Source organism: Oceanobacillus sp. J11TS1 (assembly GCF_018333215.1).
Classification (GTDB): domain Bacteria; phylum Bacillota; class Bacilli; order Bacillales; family Amphibacillaceae; genus Oceanobacillus.
Genome location: NZ_BORO01000001.1, coordinates 429917 through 450691, shown reverse-complemented (window position 1 = coordinate 450691; position 20775 = coordinate 429917). Strand labels below are relative to the sequence as shown.

At 37.3% G+C, this 20775-nt stretch carries 20 protein-coding genes and 1 other annotated feature; of the genes, 3 read left to right on the top strand and 17 right to left on the bottom strand.

Going from position 1 to position 20775, the window contains the following annotated elements; translation table 11 throughout:
- The first annotated feature begins 28 nt into the window (after window positions 1–28).
- Window positions 29–922 (top strand): glutamate biosynthesis transcriptional regulator GltC, encoded by an 894-nt coding sequence (gltC, locus tag KI343_RS02100; protein WP_212924769.1) that lies wholly within the window; start codon window positions 29–31, stop codon window positions 920–922.
- 296 nt (window positions 923–1218) lie between these two features.
- Here gltC and mtnN read toward each other — a convergent pair whose 3' ends face one another.
- From mtnN to cymR, 17 genes are all read right to left on the bottom strand, one after another.
- Entirely contained in the window at window positions 1219–1908 is a 690-nt protein-coding gene (gene mtnN / locus KI343_RS02095) for a 5'-methylthioadenosine/S-adenosylhomocysteine nucleosidase (RefSeq protein ID WP_212924768.1), read from the bottom strand.
- A 12-nt stretch (window positions 1909–1920) separates the two neighbouring features.
- Window positions 1921–2643, bottom strand: a complete 723-nt coding sequence (locus KI343_RS02090) for a YrrS family protein (protein WP_212924767.1) — start codon at window positions 2641–2643, stop codon at window positions 1921–1923.
- A gap of 329 nt (window positions 2644–2972) precedes the next feature.
- Complete coding sequence (gene greA / locus KI343_RS02085; RefSeq protein ID WP_212924766.1) at window positions 2973–3449, bottom strand: transcription elongation factor GreA; 477 nt, start codon at window positions 3447–3449, stop codon at window positions 2973–2975.
- Between the two features lie 200 nt (window positions 3450–3649).
- Window positions 3650–4288 carry a uridine kinase gene (gene udk, locus KI343_RS02080; protein WP_212924765.1) on the bottom strand — a complete coding sequence of 213 codons (639 nt, stop codon included), beginning with the start codon at window positions 4286–4288 and terminating at the stop codon, window positions 3650–3652.
- Entirely contained in the window at window positions 4285–4950 is a 666-nt protein-coding gene (locus KI343_RS02075; RefSeq protein WP_212924764.1) for an O-methyltransferase, read from the bottom strand. The genes udk and KI343_RS02075 overlap by 4 nt, the downstream gene beginning before the upstream one ends.
- 208 nt (window positions 4951–5158) lie before the next feature.
- A complete protein-coding gene (gene mltG / locus KI343_RS02070) occupies window positions 5159–6277 on the bottom strand; it encodes an endolytic transglycosylase MltG (RefSeq protein ID WP_212924763.1) in 1119 nt (372 codons plus the stop codon).
- Between the two features lie 279 nt (window positions 6278–6556).
- Window positions 6557–6835 (bottom strand): DUF1292 domain-containing protein, encoded by a 279-nt coding sequence (locus KI343_RS02065; RefSeq protein ID WP_212924762.1) that lies wholly within the window; start codon window positions 6833–6835, stop codon window positions 6557–6559.
- Window positions 6835–7260, bottom strand: coding sequence for a Holliday junction resolvase RuvX (ruvX, locus tag KI343_RS02060; protein WP_212924761.1), 426 nt, complete (start codon window positions 7258–7260; stop codon window positions 6835–6837). The genes KI343_RS02065 and ruvX overlap by 1 nt, the downstream gene beginning before the upstream one ends.
- Window positions 7257–7526: an IreB family regulatory phosphoprotein gene (locus tag KI343_RS02055; RefSeq protein WP_042534321.1), complete on the bottom strand. Its 270-nt coding sequence runs from the start codon at window positions 7524–7526 to the stop codon at window positions 7257–7259. The genes ruvX and KI343_RS02055 overlap by 4 nt, the downstream gene beginning before the upstream one ends.
- A 94-nt stretch (window positions 7527–7620) precedes the next feature.
- Window positions 7621–10263: an alanine--tRNA ligase gene (gene alaS / locus KI343_RS02050; RefSeq protein WP_212924760.1), complete on the bottom strand. Its 2643-nt coding sequence runs from the start codon at window positions 10261–10263 to the stop codon at window positions 7621–7623.
- Between the two features lie 233 nt (window positions 10264–10496).
- Window positions 10497–10704, bottom strand: a binding site (T-box leader).
- A gap of 129 nt (window positions 10705–10833) precedes the next feature.
- Entirely contained in the window at window positions 10834–11898 is a 1065-nt protein-coding gene (locus KI343_RS02045) for an AI-2E family transporter (protein ID WP_212924759.1), read from the bottom strand.
- A gap of 47 nt (window positions 11899–11945) precedes the next feature.
- Complete coding sequence (locus KI343_RS02040) at window positions 11946–12134, bottom strand: hypothetical protein (RefSeq protein ID WP_212924758.1); 189 nt, start codon at window positions 12132–12134, stop codon at window positions 11946–11948.
- Between the two features lie 66 nt (window positions 12135–12200).
- A complete protein-coding gene (gene recD2, locus KI343_RS02035; RefSeq protein WP_212924757.1) occupies window positions 12201–14537 on the bottom strand; it encodes an SF1B family DNA helicase RecD2 in 2337 nt (778 codons plus the stop codon).
- Between the two features lie 22 nt (window positions 14538–14559).
- Window positions 14560–15222, bottom strand: a complete 663-nt coding sequence (locus tag KI343_RS02030) for a tetratricopeptide repeat protein (protein WP_212924756.1) — start codon at window positions 15220–15222, stop codon at window positions 14560–14562.
- 15 nt (window positions 15223–15237) lie between these two features.
- A complete protein-coding gene (gene mnmA, locus KI343_RS02025) occupies window positions 15238–16350 on the bottom strand; it encodes a tRNA 2-thiouridine(34) synthase MnmA (RefSeq protein WP_212924755.1) in 1113 nt (370 codons plus the stop codon).
- Window positions 16351–16363: 13 nt separating this feature from the next.
- The gene (locus KI343_RS02020; protein ID WP_212924754.1) at window positions 16364–17506 is read right to left on the bottom strand and encodes a cysteine desulfurase family protein; all 1143 of its coding nucleotides are present in this window, start codon (window positions 17504–17506) and stop codon (window positions 16364–16366) included.
- A 23-nt stretch (window positions 17507–17529) separates the two neighbouring features.
- Complete coding sequence (gene cymR, locus KI343_RS02015) at window positions 17530–17955, bottom strand: cysteine metabolism transcriptional regulator CymR (protein WP_212924753.1); 426 nt, start codon at window positions 17953–17955, stop codon at window positions 17530–17532.
- Window positions 17956–18139: 184 nt separating this feature from the next.
- Here cymR and KI343_RS02010 point away from each other — a divergent pair, with 184 nt between their 5' ends.
- Window positions 18140–19414, top strand: a complete 1275-nt coding sequence (locus tag KI343_RS02010) for a replication-associated recombination protein A (protein WP_212924752.1) — start codon at window positions 18140–18142, stop codon at window positions 19412–19414.
- Between the two features lie 616 nt (window positions 19415–20030).
- On the top strand, window positions 20031–20702 hold the full coding sequence (locus KI343_RS02005; protein ID WP_212924751.1) for an RsfA family transcriptional regulator: 672 nt from the start codon (window positions 20031–20033) through the stop codon (window positions 20700–20702).
- The last annotated feature ends 73 nt before the right edge of the window (window positions 20703–20775 follow it).

The following is a 20775-nucleotide window of genomic DNA, read 5'->3' as shown; positions in this document are numbered from 1 at the left end:
TAATCTAATTTTGATATGAGGTGGAAATATGGAACTGCGCCAACTGAAATATTTTATAGCTGTAGCAGAAAGAGAACATGTGTCAGATGCTGCATTTGAGCTACATGTAGCACAGTCAGCTGTCAGTAGACAAATCTCGAATTTAGAAAACGAATTAGGCGTCCAGCTTTTCGAAAGAGTCGGCAGAAATGTACATCTAACGCCAATCGGAAAAATATACTTATCGCATGTGAAATCTGCTTTAAAAGGGCTTGATTATGCAAAGAAACAGGTGGATGAATATTTAGATCCTGAACGCGGATCGATAAAAATTGGTTTTCCAACAAGTTTGGCCAGTAACCTTTTACCCACAGTTCTATCAGCTTTTAAGAAAAGCTATCCAAATATCCGCTTTCAACTAAGACAAGGCTCTTATAATTTCTTAATTGAGTCCGTTGAAAATAGAGACATTGACTTAGCTTTTCTTGGCCCTGTTCCTGATCATCTTCCGGATATCATTGGCAAGGTTTTATTCATGGAAAATTTTTATGCACTTATACCTAATTCTCATTCGAAGGCTACAAAAGAAGCGGTTTCTGTTAGGGATTTAGAAAATGAAGATTTCGTTCTCTTTCCAGAAGGATACGTACTTCATCAACTGGTCATTGATGCTTGTATACGTGCAGGATTTACACCGAATATTCACTCACAAGGAGAAGACTTAGATGCGATTAAAGGGCTTGTTGCTGCAGGAATGGGAATTACCTTATTGCCTGAAAGTGCCTTTAATGATTTAAACACTGCTTATACGGCCAAAGTGGCTATATCAGACCCGCCCCTAAGACGAACCGTTGGTATTATTATTCCAAAACATCGTAATCTGGCACCCTCCGAACAGGTTTTTTATCAATTTATTCAGGACTATTTTGAAGTAGGAGACTAAGGTTTTTAACATAACCATAAGCCACATGGTATCTGATTACTTCTTTTGATAGCATGCGGCTTCTATTTAACTGCGTCTGGGAAGAAAAATATAATAAAAAACAGGTTTCTATTCCATTAATTTACGGAATAAAAAACCTGTTAATGTTGGCGCTTCTCCAAAATCTATGGTTAACAAACTATATTGAATCTGTAATAGGCACCGCTACCGAAAACACTTCACTAGCTAGTTGCCTTATTACAGTTAGCCATATATTTCAACCATTGATTTTGACGCTGACCCTTAAAATTTGTAGACTATAATTTTTTAACCATTTCTATAATCACGTTCGCTGCATTTTTCGCTGCTTTTTCTAAAAAAGCATCAAATGATACCGACGAGGCTTTCCCAGCAATATCGGATAATGCACGAATAATGACAAATGGCGTATTGTATTGATAACATACTTGCGCAATTGCAGCAGCTTCCATTTCTAATGCGAGCATTTCCGGGAATCGCTGCCGAACTACAGCAATTTGATCTTCTCTTTGCATAAACGAATCACCTGTAGCAATGATCCCTGTTTCAGCTTTCATTTCAGATTCTAAAATAACTTTATCAACCAATTTTACTAAATCTTTAGAAGCTAGATAAGACGCAGGCATTCCTGGAACTTGTCCATAAACATAATTAAACGCTGTCGCATCTACATCATGATGTAATACTTCCGTGGAAATAACGACATCGCCTACTTCTAAATTTTCGGCAAATCCCCCAGCAGAACCTGTGTTAATGATCTTATCAGGATGAAATCGCTCATGTAATATCGTTGTAGACATTGCTGCATTTACTTTTCCAATACCAGAAAGTAAAAGGACAACTTCTTTCCCCTCTAGAATACCTTGATAAAAATAACTATTCGCTACTTCAATCTCTTGAATATCTGTCATATTCTGTTTTAGTAATTCGATTTCTTCATCCATTGCTCCTATAATTCCTATAGTCATTATAATCCTCCGTTACTGTCCTGCATCATTTTCTATTAACTCTTCTACCTGGGTAGGCTGCCATCCTTCACCGTCTACCCAATCTAAAAATACGCGATATACTTCTGAGTTGCTTGAATCAGAGACAGTTGCAACTACTTTGTCAGGGCCATTATTCCCAACCCAATGCTCTATCATACTGCCTTCGTCTAACCCGGTTACTTTAGAAACTGCTCTTTTGATTTCAATTCTATCATGAGAACCATCATTAAAATTGGTAGTATGTGCGCCTTCCTGCTCTGTTCCAACTGGATCCCAGTCCCCTGTATATGCTTCTTTCACATTACTGTCTGTTGGATCAGCGGGTTCTCTATCTTCATATTGATTGTCTTCCTTATCTTCTTTCTTGGATTCATCTTCCTCTGCATCCTCTTCTTTATCAGCGTTGTCCTTTTCTTTTTTGTCCTCACCGGCATCGTCATCTCCAGATTCAGTTTTATCTTTATCTTTTGAATTCGGATCCGTAATTAAAAAGCCATTCCCATCATCTTCAGCATCTCCACCTTTCTCTTCGTTGGACGCACTTTTACTTGCAGATGCATTCGAGGCAGTATCCGCTTCCGATGAGCTATTCCCTCCAAATAACCACACAGCAAGAAAAACCACTATAACTAATCCTATAATAATAGATAAAATAGTAATTGCATTTGTATTTTTTCTTCTTTTTTCAAACCTATTTGATCTTGTTTGACTCACCCGAGATTCCTCCTAACTACCCTGTTGTATACTATCATATCGAGTATAACAATTGTTGTCTATTTTATTTTAGCATAAAAATAGATTTAAATTCTTCCTTAAACTTAGCTGATTGAAAAAGAAGCAGATTTTTTACGCTTTCTAAGAGATGCATATCATACCATTCGTAACCGATCATTTCTTTTTAGCGCTTAGAGATCATTTTATAGACTTAATTAAAAACTGGTGGGCGTCCGTTTTAGGAAAGCTAGTACTCCATTTGCATGGCTTTAACGATTAACTGCCATGAAAGAAGCTTACAGTTATAAAAACTGTAAGCTTTCTTTTTCTTATTCTACATTTGTAATTTTAACTTCAATGTCACCCGCTGGCGTAGCAACAGTAACTTCCTGTCCAATCTCTTGGCCTAACAAGCTTTTAGCCATTGGTGAATCATTGGATATTTTTCCTTCAAATGGGTCAGCTTCTGCACTTCCCACAATTGTGTATGTCTCTTCGTCACCATCAGGGAGCTCCACAAAGGTAACAGACTTTCCTAACGCAACAACATTTGGATTTTGATTATCACTTTCAATAATTACTGCATTACGAATCATATTCTCAACTTGCGTAATTCGTTGTTCAACAAATGCTTGTTCATCTTTCGCAGCATCATACTCCGAATTCTCGGATAAATCCCCGAAATCACGAGCTACTTTAATTCTTTCAACAACCTCTTGACGACGGTCCGTTTTTAGATAATGTAGTTCTTCCTCCAGTTTGTTTTTCCCCTCTTGTGTCATGTAAAAGCTTTTCTCTGCAGCCATCTCTGTACACTCCTTCTTGATTCTTTTCTATCTAGAAATATAAGCAACTATTTTGACAAGATTTTTTCTAAAATAAACAGCTGCTTATCTTCCTTGTATATACATATAATAAAATTAGCTATATAGCTTATGCGATAACGCTTGAAAATATACTAACAAATACTATGGCAGATATTACCTAAAATAGCAAGAAAAAATAATTAGTTATTTGTATTTTTTGATAAGATATTTTCTATCTTAGACGCCATAATATCCACGGCAACATGATTTTCTCCACCTTCAGGAATAATTAAATCCGCATAGCGTTTTGACGGTTCAATAAATTGCAAGTGAGCAGGTCGAACAACTTGCATGTACTGATCAATTACTGATTCTAATGTTCTGCCTCGCTCTTTAATATCTCTTGACAGACGCCGAATAATTCTCAAATCTGCATCCGTGTCAACAAATACTTTGATATCCATTAAATCGACAAGACTAGGGTCTTCTAAAATCAAAATCCCTTCTAGAATAATAACTTCTTTCGGCTCCACATGGACCGTTTCTTTTGAACGATTATGCACCTTATAATCGTAAACTGGTTTTTCAACAGATTGATACTCTAATAATTGATGCAGATGTTCCACTAATAAGTCATTATCAAATGCAAATGGATGATCATAATTCGTTTTTAACCTCTCTTCAAAAGGGAGATGTGATTGGTCCTTATAATAAGCATCCTGCTCAATGACAAGAATTGATGTCTCTGTAAAACGCTTGCAGATAGATTTTGTCACGGAAGTTTTTCCACTGCCGCTACCCCCAGCAACGCCAATCACGACGGGTTTATTTTTGTTCATGTTTTAGACTCCTTACGTTCTGAAATTCTCTTGTAGCTGATGGAAATACCATCATCAATAGGTATAATAGATGTATGATAATCGGGATGATTCATCACCATTTCATTGTACAATTTTAATTTTCGTACTAAGGTTTTATATCTTTTAGGTACTTCTTCATTAGAGTAAACCATCCCTCGAAATAATACATTATCCGTAATTAACACACCACCTGGCAAGAGCATTTTATCTGCTAAATCAAAGTAAGTTTGATATTGCCCTTTTGCTGCATCAATAAAAACGACATCAAACCGTTTCTTTTGTTCAGCTAACTCTTGCATAACATCACTAGCATCACCTAATATGACTTCAATTTGCGCTTCTTTGTTCTGCGCTCGAATATTTGTAAGAGCTTCTTTATAGCGTTCATCGTCTTTTTCAATGGTAACAATTTTTGCGTCTTCTACTCCCTCTAACATGCGCAGTGCAGAATAACCAATTGCCGTACCGACTTCTAAAATATTTCGGGGCTGCTTCATCGTTAAGATAAGATTAATCATATGCATGCTATTTCGATTAATAATTGGCACATGGTTTATTTCTGCATATTTTTCAAGGTTCTCTACTGATTTTGGAGAAGCAGGCAGCAAGCTTTCCAAGTAGCTTTCTATTTCTTTATCCATTTCATCATTTCCTTCTGCATTTAAAAAGTTACATTTATATATTTTATGCAATAACATTCATTGTAAAAAAGAAAACGGAAAATGGAGAAATTCTCCATAAGTCCGTTTAAGAGGATATCCAAAAAGTAGTGTAAAAATCACTCCGAGGAGTGGAATTTATAAATGGTCCACATCTCGGGGACTTTTACCATCCTTGCGAACATACACTTTAATTTATATATTTATCTCGATTTTCGGCATGCTCTTCAAGGGTTTCTGCAAAGTGAATTTCTCCTTTATCATCATGCAGGAAATAAAGATAATCAGAGTCATCCGGAGCCACAACTGCTTTCAAGGAGTTCTCAGCAAAGTTCGATATAGGACCTACTGGTAATCCATCTATTAAATATGTGTTGTACGGTGATTCCACTTCTAAATCATCGAAGGTAACAACAGCCTGATGTTCTCCCTTCGCATATAATACAGTCGGATCTGTCTGAAGTTTTATATTTTCCTCCATACGATTATAAAATACACCAGCGATTTGAGGTCGCTGCTCTTCCTTACCAGTTTCTTTCTCCACAAGCGATGCAAAAGTTATCGCTTCATGCGGTGAAAAATCCAGTTCTGCTATCTGTCCTTCATACTGCTGAAAAATCGAATTTGTTTGTTCAACCATACGATCTATTATCGATTCGATACTTGGTTCTTCTTCATAAAAATCGTATGTAGAAGCAAACATATATCCCTCTAATGGCGTACGGATATCCTCATCAAGAATATCTTCCGTTAATAAAGAAGGGTACTTTTCCATTAAATCCTCAATAAATTCAGGGTCGTTAGCAACTTCTAGGAATTCTTCTTTAGAGAAATCTAGCTGCTCACTATATATTTCAGCAATCTGATCAACTGTTAACCCTTCAGGAATGGTTATTACATATACAGGATCAACGATGATTTTCCCGGTTTGCAATGATTCGATAATTTCATCCATGGTCATTGCCGTATTAAAAGTATAATTGCCGGCTTGAAATTCGTTCATATTATTAAATTTTGTATAGAATCGAAAAACACGTGCATCTTTGATAACACCATTTTCTTCAAGTATGTTGGCAATCGTTGAACTTGAAGATCCTATTGGAATTTCCACTTCTACTGTAGTTGTATTGTCTTCGTCAACAGGTTTAAGTGCTGATTTAATATATAAATATCCCGAAAGTCCTCCAATTACTAAAATAAGGATAAAACATAAAATAATAATTGCTACAATCTTTCTAACTTTAGAAGCTTCTTCTCCTCTTTTGACAAGATTCTGTTGAAACCCATTATGTTTGTCATCTTTTGACACTATGTGTCCCCCTTTCACCCGCTTCATTATACTAAATTCATTTAAAATTATCCAATATTCCTGTCATTTTATTCAATCTTACCATATATTTTAACTAGAAAAGTTGTTGTTTGTATGGAATATGGAAGGAAGAAGTACAGTATATTCGCGGAATCTTAGCGGGGACTTTTTTTAAATCCGATATCTTTTTAAAATGAATGAAGTCATTTATACTTTTTCTGCTTGTAAAAGAAAGCTGACGTCCACGTTACGTGACATCAGCTTTCTCATTATCTTTTTTTACTCTTCTTCTTCTTCTGCTAATGTATTTAACATTTCTTCTACTATATTCCACTCATCGTCCGATTCAATAGGGTACAATGTATAATCATCATTTTCCTGTTCTTCGTAACGGAATGCATATACCTCTACTTCTTCTTCTTCTGCCTGTTCAGCAGGTACAACAGCTATATAAGATTGTTCTGTATCATCTACATCGAATGTAAAAAGCACTTCAAAAAGATGCTCATCTCCATTTTCATCTGGAATAATAATTCGTTCTTTTTCCTCTAATGTCATCAAATAACGCCTCCTTTTGAGTCAAGATAACCTTGTAAAATCATTGAAGCTGCCATCTTATCAATGACTTTTTTTCTCTTTTTCCGACTCATATCTGCTTCTAATAATACACGCTCAGCTGCCATCGTCGTTAACCTTTCGTCCCATAGTACGACAGGTAAATGGTATTTTTCTTTTAAATACTCAGCGTAACGCTCGGAAGCCTCGCCTCTTTCACCAATCGAACCGTTCATATTTTTAGGCAATCCGACAACAATCTGAGATACTTCATTTTCCTTGATGATTTTTTGAAGCTCTTCATCAGCAGAACTGATCTCTTCTTCATTCCAATAAATAGTGGTCAGCCCTTGGGCAGTCCAGCCAAGGGCATCACTAATTGCAACACCTATTGTTTTTGAACCGACATCTAAACCTGCTACCTTCATGAATTCTCCTTATTCTGTTCTAGATAAAACTTTACAAGTTCTTCAATAACTTCATCCCGTTCAACTTTACGGATTAAATTACGCGCATCATTATACCTAGGAATATAAGCTGGATCTCCTGACAACAGATAACCAACAATTTGGTTAATAGGATTATATCCTTTTTCCTGTAATGATTCATGAACAGTCATTAAAATCTTTTTAATATCCTGGTCAAATGGTTCTTCAGAAAAGTTGAATTTCATTGTTTTATCAATTGAACTCATAATGACACCTCGTCCTTCGTTAACCTTCTTCATCTATTCTAACATGTTTATCTCTATCATTATACTTATTTACGAGAAAACATACAACTAAGGATTAAGCATTTGTCAGTTCTGTTACATAAGTTAAAGCACTTTGTAATGCTTCTGTAACTTTAGATGGGTCTTTTCCACCAGCTTGTGCCATATCTGGTCGGCCGCCACCGCCGCCGCCGCAAATTGTTGCCGCCTGTTTTACTAAGTTCCCAGCATGAAACTTTTGCTTCATCAGGTCTTTCGTCACTCCTGCCACAAGTTGTACTTTACTATTATGCACTGCTGCAAGGAGAATTACACCTGATTCTATTTTTTGTTTTAATTCGTCCACCATGGAGCGCAATTGATTCATATCTTTTACATCGACTTGTTTCGCCAGTACTTTTACACCATTTACCTCCTGGATATCATCTAATATAGAAGATGCCTCTAAATTAGACAATTTAGCCTGTAATGAATCTACCTGCTTTTGTGTCTCTTTTAATTCCTTCTGCAATGCGGAAAGTTTTTGTGGGATTTGTTCATCTTTTGCTTTTAACAGTGTCCCTGACTGTTTTAATATATCCAGCTTCTGATTGACATAATCGTAAGCTTCTTTGCTTGTAACAGCTTCAATTCTTCTTGTGCCAGCACCAATACCGCTCTCAGAGACAATCTTAAATAACCCAATCTCCGCTGTATTGCTTACATGACATCCTCCGCATAATTCAATACTATAATCACCCATTTGGACAACACGAACGACATCGCCGTATTTTTCACCAAATAAAGCCATTGCCCCCATTGCTTTTGCTTCTTCCAGTTCTTTTGTTTCGATGAATACTGGCAATGATTCCCATATTTTTCGGTTCACAATCGTTTCAATTTCTTCTAACTCTCCGTCTGTTACACTACTGAAATGAGAGAAGTCAAAACGCAGGCGATTAGATTGGTTTAAGGAACCAGCTTGGTTTACATGGGATCCTAATACATCTTTTAAAGCTTGATGCAATAAATGCGTAGCACTGTGGTTTTTAATGATGCCTGTACGTAATGTACGATCAACAGTAGCTTGTACTTCCTCAGAAACCTCTAATAAACCTTCTTTTACTTCTACCCGGTGAATATTTTGCCCATTTGGAGTTTTTTGCGTATCTGTAACCACAGCTGAAGCTTTTTCTGTTTGAATCCAACCGGTATCAGCAACTTGTCCGCCACTTTCTGCATAAAATGGTGTTTCTTTTAATAAGATATATGCTTCCTGTCCAGCTTCTACTGATTTGACAACCTCTTTATCGCAAATGATGGCTTGTATTACGGTATTGCTTTGCAGCTCAGAATAACCTACAAATTCACTTTCAACATCAATTGTTGAGAATATAGTGTCTTGAACCTGCATAGAGTCTACTTTTTGACGTGCATTTCTTGCTCTTTCCCGTTGTAGCTTCATTTCATTTTCAAAACCTTCTTGGTTCACAGTAAAACCAAGCTTTTCTACATATTCTTCTGTTAATTCTTTTGGAAAACCGTACGTGTCGTATAAACGGAACACTTCTTCCCCAGGAAATATGTTACTTCCTTTTTGCTTTTCCGTTTCAATCAATTTAGTTAGAATTTCTAATCCGTCATTTAAAGTCTCATGGAAACGTTCTTCTTCTACTTTAATTATTTTTTGAATGTAATCTGTTTCTTTCACAACCTCTGGATAGAAGTCTTTCATAATTTCAGCTACAACCGGAACAAGACGGAACATGAAAGCTTCATGAATATCCAGGTCTTTTGCAAAACGGATTGCACGGCGTATTAATCTGCGAAGTACATATCCTCGGCCTTCGTTGGATGGCATAGCTCCATCACCAATTGCAAAGCTAACTGTACGGATATGATCTGCGATAACTTTAAATGCTGTATCCGCAGCAGCATTTTCTCCATATTTTTTATCTGTAATCATTTCGGTTGCTTGAATGATGGGCATAAATAAATCTGTTTCAAAGTTTGTTGGCGCTTCTTGAATAATCGACGTTAAACGCTCTAATCCCATACCTGTATCAATGTTTTTCTTGGGAAGAGGGGTATAAGTATCGTCTGGGTTATGATTGAACTGAGAAAATACGAGGTTCCATACCTCTAAATACCTGCTGTTTTCTCCGCCCGGATAAAGCTCTGGATCAGCTGGGTCATTCCCATAAGCTTCTCCCCGGTCATAAAAAATCTCGGTATTCGGTCCGCTTGGCCCTTCTCCAATATCCCAAAAGTTTTCTTCCAATCGAATAATACGTTCTTTAGGTAAACCAATTTGATTCAACCAAAGGTCGTATGCTTCATCATCTTCTGGATGGACAGTTACAGATAATTTTTCTGCATCGAAGCCAATCCATTTTTCATCTGTAAGAAACTCCCAAGCCCATTTAATTGCTTCTTCTTTAAAATAATCGCCAATGGAGAAATTCCCTAACATCTCAAAAAATGTGTGGTGACGTGCCGTAAACCCAACGTTTTCAATATCATTTGTACGAATTGCTTTTTGTGCATTTACGATTCTTGGATTATCTGGAATAATCCGCCCATCAAAATATTTTTTTAGCGTTGCAACACCACTATTAATCCATAACAGTGTCGGATCTTCATGTGGTACAAGCGAAGCACTAGGTTCTACCTGATGCCCTTTCTCCTTAAAAAAATCAATAAACATTTGACGAATTTCTGCGGAACTTAATGTTTTCAATTTATTTTCCTCCTTTTTGGCAATTCAAAAAGTGTTACCTCAACGTGTTTCCTTTAGAGTAAAGGAAGTTCGAATAATGTCCAATCCCCCAGGAGCTTAGTCTCTTCATTTTTAAACAGGCGCTCTGCGCTTTTGTTCTTGTATAAGTCCAATGAAGAATGAAGGCTTCCGCTAAAGGGCTTGATCGATGCATTCGATTTCTGACAAAACAAAAAATCTCCTCTCTGCACAATCGCAGGGACGAGATTTTCGCGGTACCACCCTTATTATGAACGAATAGAAACGTTCATCACTTTCATCATGGTAACGGTATGATACCGACGGGAATTAGCCGTACTCCAGTGTAGCTTTCCATAACCGTATAATTAGGACTCCTTCCAGCCAAGGGAACCCCTCTCTTGAAATATCATGTCATGTACTTAGCACCTTCAGCGCGATTTGCATTATTGGTAACAGATTTTGTCATTCTTCACGTTTATGTGATTCTAGCGCTATTATATTCATTTTTGGACGAAGTGTCAATTTTTCATAACAGTTTGTCCAAAAAGTACCACGGTTCTGCAGCAGTTTCTATCGATCTTTTGATAGCCTATACTGCTGGAGTAGGACCTTTAGCATGGTAAATAAAGGGACAGAAACAATCATACCGATTACACCCGCCAGTTCACTGCCTAATAGTAACGCAAAAATAATACCAATCGGATGAATCTTTACTGTCTTGCCCATAATATATGGCGATAATAAATTGCTTTCAATTAATTGAATCGCAAAAATAATGATAATAACAAATAGGGCTTTTTGAGGTTGAATCATATAAGCTACAGTTACTGCTGGAATCGCTCCAATAATCGGTCCGAAATACGGAATGATATTGACAATTGCTAAAACACCGCCTAACAATAAGGCATATGGTATATCTAACCACATCCAGCATAGGGTTGAAATAACACCTACCGCAATACTAATAATCACTTGTCCCCGAATATATCCGCCAAGCCCTTTACTCATTTCTTTCCAGATACTAGCTGTTTCATCTCGATACTTCTGTGGAATAAGACGAAATAGAAACGATTTAATCAAAGCATAATCCTTTAATAAATAAAAAACAAGGACTGGTATGACCGTTAAAAATATAACAGCATCCATGATGCCATTAAAACCGCCGATAATTCTTCCAGAAAATGCGGTCATCGTCTCCTCTAAAGACTGGATAAACGCGTCCAATCGATCATGGACTGTCTCCGGTAAAAAAGAAGTAGATACATATATATTATTTAAAACATCTTGATAAAGTGTAATAAATTCAGGGATGTGATGACTCAATTCCTTTGCTTGTTCAACCATAAGAGGATAGGCACGGTATATGCCATATCCAGCCCCTCCAAAAAAAAGCAAATAAATGATGAGTACTGCTATCCCTCGGTGAATATGATAACGATGAAGCCACTCAATCAGCGGATGCAGTAAATAAGCAATAACCCCTGCAATCAAGAATGGAAGCAACAGCTTGCCAATAAACGAAAAAAATGCTGCATAATATGGTTTCGTAATAGCTAATAAATATAGCAGAATAAAGAAAAGGATAGCAATGACCAAGGCATAGATAACATCCTTTGGCTTTATTTTTTTCCACATAAACAATCACTCCCAGTCCATGGTAGTGTAACCAATGGACTGGGAGTTTATGACAGTCTTCTCTCTTCTTTTGAAAATAAATCGTCTAACGAACTTAGTGTCCCGTCCGCTTCAATTTGATGAATGTGTAATTCTTTTCCTGACACCGTTAATTCAATGGAACACACCCAACAATAATAGCTTGTGGAACTAAGTTTACCAATTTGTTTTTCTCGGCAATTTGGACATTCTAGCATACTTCTTCATCCTTTTTTATGCTTGTATCAGTCCAAGTATTGCCCTAGAAAGAAATTTTTATACACTTAATTCATAAAATCATATGGCGACAGTTCTTCCTCAGGTATATCATCTATCGATTCATATTCTTTTTTCGCAGCTTTTTGATTTGCCAATTGAATGTTTAACCTTTTCTGTAAGGAAGTGTATCTCCGATTCGTATCTTCGGTTCGGACACCTTTTAAAAATGCCTGCTTTTCTCCACAAATAATCAGAGACTCTTTCCCTCTTGTAATGGCCGTATAAAGGAGATTTTTTCTCAACATTCGATGATGTGAGTAAACAACAGGAAGAATAACAATTGGAAATTCACTCCCTTGCGATTTATGAATCGAAATACAGAAGGCATGTGTGAAATTATTATAATCTTTTTTGACAAAGGAAACTTCTTTATCTTCAAAAGCAATAACAATTTGTTCTTCATTTTCTACATTTTCTTCTGCTTTAAAAATGGCAACAATTTCACCTATATCCCCATTATAAATTCCATCCTCAGGTTGATTTATCAATTGAATAACGCGATCCCCAACTCGATAAATAACATCTTGAAATACTATCTCCCGTCTTTTCTCTCCTGGAGGGTTAATTAATTGCTGTAAAGCTGCATTAATGGCATGGATTCCAGCTTTTGAACGATACATTGGAGACAGAACTTGGATAGTAGCAGGATCAATTCCTTTTTTCTGCGCTTTATCGATAATCGATGTTAATACATCAATCATTTGATAATCATGGCAAGATATAAAACTAAAATCACGGGCATTTTCCAACGAACTTTCATCGCACTCTGTTTGCTTAATCTGATGGGCAAGCTGAATGATCTTAGAACCTTCCTTTTGGCGATAGACATCCGTTAAAGAGACAACAGGCAAAACATCACTTTTCATTAAGTCCGTTAAAACCTGGCCAGGACCGACAGATGGCAGCTGATCCTCATCTCCAACGAGAATAACCTGCATGGTATCTGGAACTGCTTTAAATAAATGATTTGCTAGCCAAGTATCTACCATAGAAAATTCATCGACAATCAGCAGTTTTCCGGATAAAGGTTCATGTTCATCTTTTTCAAAACTTCCCATTCCATTCCAACCAAGTAACCGATGAATCGTAACGGCTGGCAAACCTGTCGACTCCGACATTCGTTTAGCAGCCCGCCCTGTTGGGGCTGTTAAAATAAATGGAAAGCTATCTCTATTCTTATAATCCGAAAGATCTAAGGACAGTTCATGTATTTTGGCAAACGCCCGGATGATACCCGTAATAACCGTCGTTTTCCCTGTTCCCGGACCACCTGTTAGAATCATAATTTTAGAATGGATTGCTTGTACAATGGCGTCAAATTGCTCTTTGCCATAGCTTAAAGACTCTTCTTCCTCAATATCACCAGTTATTTTCAAAAGTTCGGCTAAAGGTATCTCTTCTTCAATCGGTTTGGTGAGTATTTTTTTTAAACTTGCCGTAAAATTATCCTCTGCATAGTACAAGGAAGGTAAATAAACGCGTTCTTCCATCACGATGATTTTTTTCTCTGTATTTAACTGCATGATAACATCTGAGACGGTGCTCTCGTCTTGATTCGGGATATGGAGCAAATAAATAACTTCCTGCACACATTTTTCAAAAGGCAGGTAAACATGCCCTGCTTGTATACTTTGCTGCAGGACATAGATAATACCTGCCCCAATACGGCTAACATGCGTATGGGAAATACCTTGTTGTGACGCAATTTGATCTGCCATTTTAAACCCAAAGCCATCTATGTCAAACACATATTGGTATGGATCTTTCTCAAGAACTTCCAGGGCTTCATCACGGTACTTTTGATAAATAACCTGAGCCATTTTCAGACCAATACCATAGGCTGATAATTGAACAGCAACACGTTCAAAACCTTGATTTTCTCGTAATCGTTCCGCCATTCGCTTGCCAATTTCTTTTGATAACCCTGAAATACCATCTAAAACAGTCGGATCATCGATGATTTTAGCAACAGCATTCTCTCCAAGCTCGTCAACTATTTTTACAGCACTTTTTTTTCCGACTCCGTAGAATAAATCACTCGATAAATATTGAACAAGTCCATCCTTTGTTGTCGGCAAAATGGTTTCGTAGGATTGTACCCTTAACTGTGCGCCATAACGAGGATGCTTTTCTAATGAACCATAAAAACGATAAGCTGTTTGTTCTTGCAGATAATCAAAGTAACCTTTCACGATGATTTCTGTATCCTTATAGTCCATATTTGTCTTGGTGATTTTTATTCGAACGATGGAAAAGTGCTCTGCCTCATTGCGAAAAATCGTATTTAACACGCTTCCGGTAACAAACGGCAATTCTTCCCTCGTTTCTGCTTGTTTCTCCATGCTATTAACCCCTTATTTGTCCTCAGGATTGCTCCATATACTGTAATGCAATCTTTTTCCCGTTTGCAGCCAGTACATGATCATGCTGCAATTCAAGTGCTTTTTCAAAGTGGTTTAAGGCTTGCTTTGTATCTTCATGGAATAATGCAATCACACCTAAGTTATAATAAGCATCACTATGTGCTTCATTTAATGCAAGCACTTTTTCAAATGTCTCTTGTGCTTCGTCTAGATATTCACCCTGTGCAAGGGATAAACCATATTGAAATAGAAAGCTTTCGTCCTGTGAATTTAGCTCCGTTGCCCGTAATAGATATGGTAAAGATAATTTCCATTCCTCTTGATTCCTAAAACACATTCCCAGCATAAAATAAGCATCCGCTTCCTCTAGACCCTGTTCGATTGCTTGTTGAAAATACTGCTGTGCTTTCTGATAGTCTTCTTTGTCAAAATAAAGATTACCAAGTCCATAGTATGCAGTGCCCGCTGTTTTATCAATTTCAATGGCACGCAGAAAGAATCTTTCTGCACGTTCCATCTCATGCAGCTGCATTAAAAGATTCCCAAAGTTAATATAACCTAATGGATCATTTGGTGATTCTTCAATAATTTCGTTAAATAATTTTGCTGCTTCTTCATACTTTTTTTCATTTAGCAGCGTAATTGCCTGCTGATTCTTATCCATTCATGAAGCCTCCTGCTAGCCGACATATTGCAGTGCTTTATCATCTTTTATAATTTCATCTATCGTACCGCCGCCAAGACAAACATCTCCTTGATAAAACACAACTGCTTGTCCTGGTGTAATTGCTCGTTGACGTTCATTAAATGTGACATATGCTTTATCATCTTTTACTGTCACAGTTACTTCTGAATCTTTTTGACGGTAACGGAATTTCGCTGTACATGTAAATGTTTGTTCTATCTCTTCCGGTTGAACCCAATTTATATCTGTTGCAACGAGTGCGTCGGAATAAAGATATTCATTATGATAGCCTTGTGCGACATATAAATAGTTGTCTTTTAGATTTTTCCCCACAACAAACCATGGGTCTCCTGAACCGCCGATACCAAGTCCTTGGCGTTGGCCGATTGTATAATACATTAACCCGTCATGTGTTCCTTTTTCCACACCATCCAGTGTCATCATTTTCCCTGGTTGCGCTGGCAGATATTCACTGAGGAAACTTTTGAAATTTCGCTCACCGATAAAACAAATGCCTGTGGAGTCTTTTTTAGCAGCTGTAACCAGGCCATGGTCTGCCGCGATTTTGCGCACTTCCGGTTTAGGCAAATGCCCTAAAGGAAACATTACTTTTTCCAATACATCAGCACTTAACTGATTCAAGAAATAAGTCTGATCCTTATTATCATCGGCCCCGCGAAGCATGTGAATCTTACCTTCTTCATCTCTCGCCACTTGAGCGTAATGACCTGTTGCCAAATAATCAGCACCCAAGGAAAGTGCATGGTCAAGAAATGCTTTAAATTTAATTTCTTTATTACACATAACATCCGGATTAGGTGTTCTTCCGGCTTTATATTCATCAAGAAAATAAGTAAATACCTTATCCCAATACTGTTTCTCAAAATTTACGGAGTAATACGGAATGTCTAATTGATTACATACACGGACTACGTCATCAAAGTCTTCCGTGGCAGTACAGACACCAAACTCATCTGTATCATCCCAATTTTTCATAAAGATACCGACGACATCGTATCCTTGTTCTTTTAATAATAATGCTGCGACAGAAGAGTCGACTCCTCCGCTCATTCCAACTACAACACGTGTGTTTTTATTATCTTTCATCGTCGTCCCTCCTTTAACTTGTTAATCGTTTTACAATACTAGAAATTCTTTCTGCTGCTTCTTTTACATTTTCTTCTGTATTCGCTAATCCAAAACTAAACCGAATGGAGTTGGTTATAGTCGGACTATTGGAACCATACATTGCAGATAAAACATGAGAAGGCTCTACGCTTCCTGCAGTACAAGCACTTCCACTAGAAGCAGCAATACCGCTCAAATCAAAATTTGTAAGCAATGTCTCTACATTTGTCCCCGGGAAGCTAATATTAATTATAGAAGAAACTGTCTTCTCCGCATCTCCATTTATGCCAAAAGCGATGCCTTGCTCTGTAAATGTATCTAATAAAATTTGTTTATACGTTTGATAACGTCGATTTCTTTCTGCTTTCTTCTCCATTGCAATGGTAGATGCTACTTCAAAGCCAACCACCGATGGAATATTTTCAGTCCCCGGCCGGCGTTTTCGCTCTTGTTCTCCGCCGAATTGAATAGGAACCAAGTTTACGCCTTCTTTAACATACAAAAAACCAATACCGTTGGGTCCGCCTATCTTATGCGCAGATGTAGTTAACAAATCAATACCCTGTTCATTCACATCGATATCAACTAAACCATAGGCCTGTACTGCATCTGTATGAAAGTACGCTTGATGACTTTTTAACAATTCACCAATTTCATGGATAGGCTGGATAACACCTGTTTCGTTATTTACGTACATGATAGAAACAAGGATCGTTTCCTCCGTTAAGGCATTTTTAATATCCTGAACAGACACCATTCCGTTTTCATCCACTGGTAAATATGTTACACGGAAGCCCTGTTTTTCTAATTTTTCCGCCGTGTGCAATGTTGCATGGTGTTCTTGAGCTGAAGTAATAATATGGTTTCCTTTAGCTTGGTTTGCTTCTGCAATACCTAAAAAGGCCATATTATCCGCTTCTGTACCGCCACTTGTAAAGATGATTTCTTTTTCATTAGCACCAATGGATGCAGCCAATACACGTCGCGAAGCATCTAATTGCTGTCTTGCTTTTCGCCCAAAAGAATGAACACTTGATGCATTCCCAATAATACCTTGATATACAGGAACCATTGCTTCAACAACTCCCTCTGCCATCGGAGAGGTTGCGGCATGATCTAAATATATTGCTTCCATGATTCAAAAATCCTTTCTGCCAATTAAATATAAAACATATATGCCTCGTGAGGGCCTTCCTCACTATCATCATAATTTGCTAAATCTTCCAGCGTCGTTTTGTCTAATACGTCCTTAACTGCATCTCGAATTTGCAGCCATAAAGACGCTTGGGCTGGTTTTTCATTTTCCATTCCTTCGACAATAGTTAAAGGTCCTTCCAGCACACGGATTACATCGCCAGCTTTAATTTCACTTGGTTTTTTCGCTAACTGATAACCTCCATATGCACCACGTACACTTTTAATTAATCCTGCATTTCTTAATGGGGAAGCCAGCTGCTCCAAATAATGCTCCGATAAATTATTATCTTTTGCAATAACCTTTAAAGAAATGGGGCCATTCCCTTCATTCTTCGCTAAGTCTATCATTATCGTCAGTCCGTATCTTCCCTTTGTTGAAATCTTCATTAAAACACCTCAATTTTCAGCTATTCGCAGTCATCTATCTATTTCTATACGCTTTATCATATACTAAAGTTAATTATTTATTTTAGAAAGCTATACCTATTATAGCATGACTGTTATTCTCTTGCATTTCTTCTACTTTCGCTTTAAGCTAATAGAATAGTATGAAGACGAAGGAAGTTATTTGATGTATAAACAACCACTAGCATATCGTATGCGCCCAAAAAACATAGATGATATTATAGGTCAAGAACACTTGGTAGGTCAAGGGAAAATAATTGATCGTATGATAAAAGCCAATCAGCTTTCTTCGATGATCTTATTTGGCCCGCCCGGAACTGGCAAAACTTCAATGGCATTTGCACTTGCTGAAACGATTGGACTTCCATCAAAAACATTAAATGCAGTTACAGATAAAAAGAAAGATATGGAAATCGTTGTGGAGCAAGCAAAAATGCAAGGACAAACGGTTCTTATCCTAGATGAGGTCCACCGCCTGGATAAAGCCAAACAAGACTTTTTACTGCCGCATTTAGAGAATAATTTATTAACTCTAATCGGCTGTACTACAAGCAATCCTTATCATTCCATTAATCCGGCAATAAGAAGCCGCTGTCATTTATTTGAATTACATGGCTTAACACTAGAAAATGTAGAAACAGCTTTACAGCGTGCTATCCAGGATATGGAGAACGGGTACGGTGATAAGAATATCCATATTACTCAAGATGCTATCGAACATTTAGCCATTGCAGCAAATGGTGATTTGCGTTCTGCATTAAATGGCTTAGAGCTAGCTGTTAGTTCTACGCCACCTGACTCTAAGCAGCAAATTCATATCACACTAGAAATTGCGGAAGAATGCATGCAGAAAAAAAGCTTTTCCCACGATAAAGACGGAGATGCACATTATGATGTTTTAAGCGCCTTCCAAAAGTCCATACGCGGCAGTGATGTGGATGCAGCTCTCCATTATTTAGGCCGCCTCATTGAAGCTGGTGATTTAGACAGCATAGCGAGAAGATTAATTGTGATTGCATATGAAGATATTGGTCTGGCAAGCCCACAAGCAGGACCACGTGCTGTAGCAGCTGTTCAAGCTGCAGAACGAATCGGTTTTCCAGAAGCACGAATTCCATTAGCGAATGTTGTTGTCGAATTAGCACTCTCCCCAAAATCCAACACAGCATATTCTGCCCTTGATGCTGCTTTGTCTGATATTCGCAAAGGAAAGAGCGGCAATATTCCTGCTCATTTAAAGGATGCACATTATTCAGGAGCAAATAAGCTTGGCAGAGGAATAGATTATAAATACCCTCATAATTATCCAGGAGCTTGGGTGAAACAACAATACTTGCCAGATACTATTAAAAATCGAAGCTACTATACACCAAAAGAAACTGGAAAATTTGAAACAGCATTAAAACAAGTATATGAACGAATTAATAAGGACAAAAAGTAAGATATTAATAAACACAGCTAAAATGTTCTATAAGAGGATATTCAAAATAATTTGTATCTCGTATGTTTGGCTCTTCATCAAACTCCATGGTTGACAAACTAGATATAGTTAATTATGCATTGGTATCTGCTACTGAAAAACGCTACGCTGGTATTAACATACTTTATAACAATCTTTTCAAGCATCGATTTTGGTGTTGGCCCTTTCTTTTTACGTATTCTTTTTTAGGACGACATCATTCAACGTTAATATTAGCCCATCATATGATAGTGACGCCAGCAAGCGTCCTATTTTTTTTGCACCGTTCTTAAAAAATAATGCCGACATCTCATTTTCCCCCATAGATTTTCAAGCCTTTTTTAGGCCTTTTTTAAAGTTTATGTATATTATAAAACTCCTCTGGTAAGAATAGAGATTACTATATTCTTTCTAGCACGTTAAGAAAGTATAAAATTCAGTAACGCTTTTGATGGGGCGAGTAGCCACTGATCCGGGATAGTGCATTTGACGCAGGTAAAATTTTAACGTGCCAGATATAAGAAAAAGTCCCAATTCGCTAAGTGACAAGCGAATCCAGATATTTCTAATATTTTCTTAATAATGAGGAGTGAAAAACATGGTAAAGGTAAGACAAGATGCTTGGTCTCATGAAGATGATTTATTGCTGGCAGAAACTGTCTTAAGGCATATTCGCGAGGGAAGTACACAGCTAAATGCTTTTGAAGAAGTTGGCGATCATTTAAACCGTACTTCAGCGGCTTGCGGTTTTCGTTGGAATGCAGAGGTACGTAACAAATATGATAATGCTATTGACTTAGCAAAAAGACAAAGAAAAGAGAGAAAAAGAGCTCTAAATAAAAGCTTACAAGGTGTTCCTAAGGCTGCACCTACTGATAATACAGAGAAGGTTTCGACTAGTGAAAATACAGATCAGACAACGCCCCGGACAGATCTTGATCCAATGTCAGCAATGAACCTAGACACCGTTATCAAATACTTAAAATCCCTAAAGAAAGATTTATATACTACGAATCAATCGAAATCTTCTATGCAAGCATTAGAAAACGAAAATAAATCCTTGCGCACAAATGTAGAAGAATTACAAAAGAAATTAGTAGATACGGAGCAACAGTTACATGCAATGAAGGAAGATTATCAAACATTTATTCAAATTATGGACAGAGCACGCAAAATGACCGTGTTTGAAGATACGAACCTTATTAACTCTCCTACTTTCCGAATGGACAAGAATGGAAATCTGGAACAGTTAGCGCAAGGCTCGAATTAGTATGATTAACTATCGGCCCCTCATACAGAATGCCTATATATACAAAAATACTGCACAAGTCTGTGCAGTATTT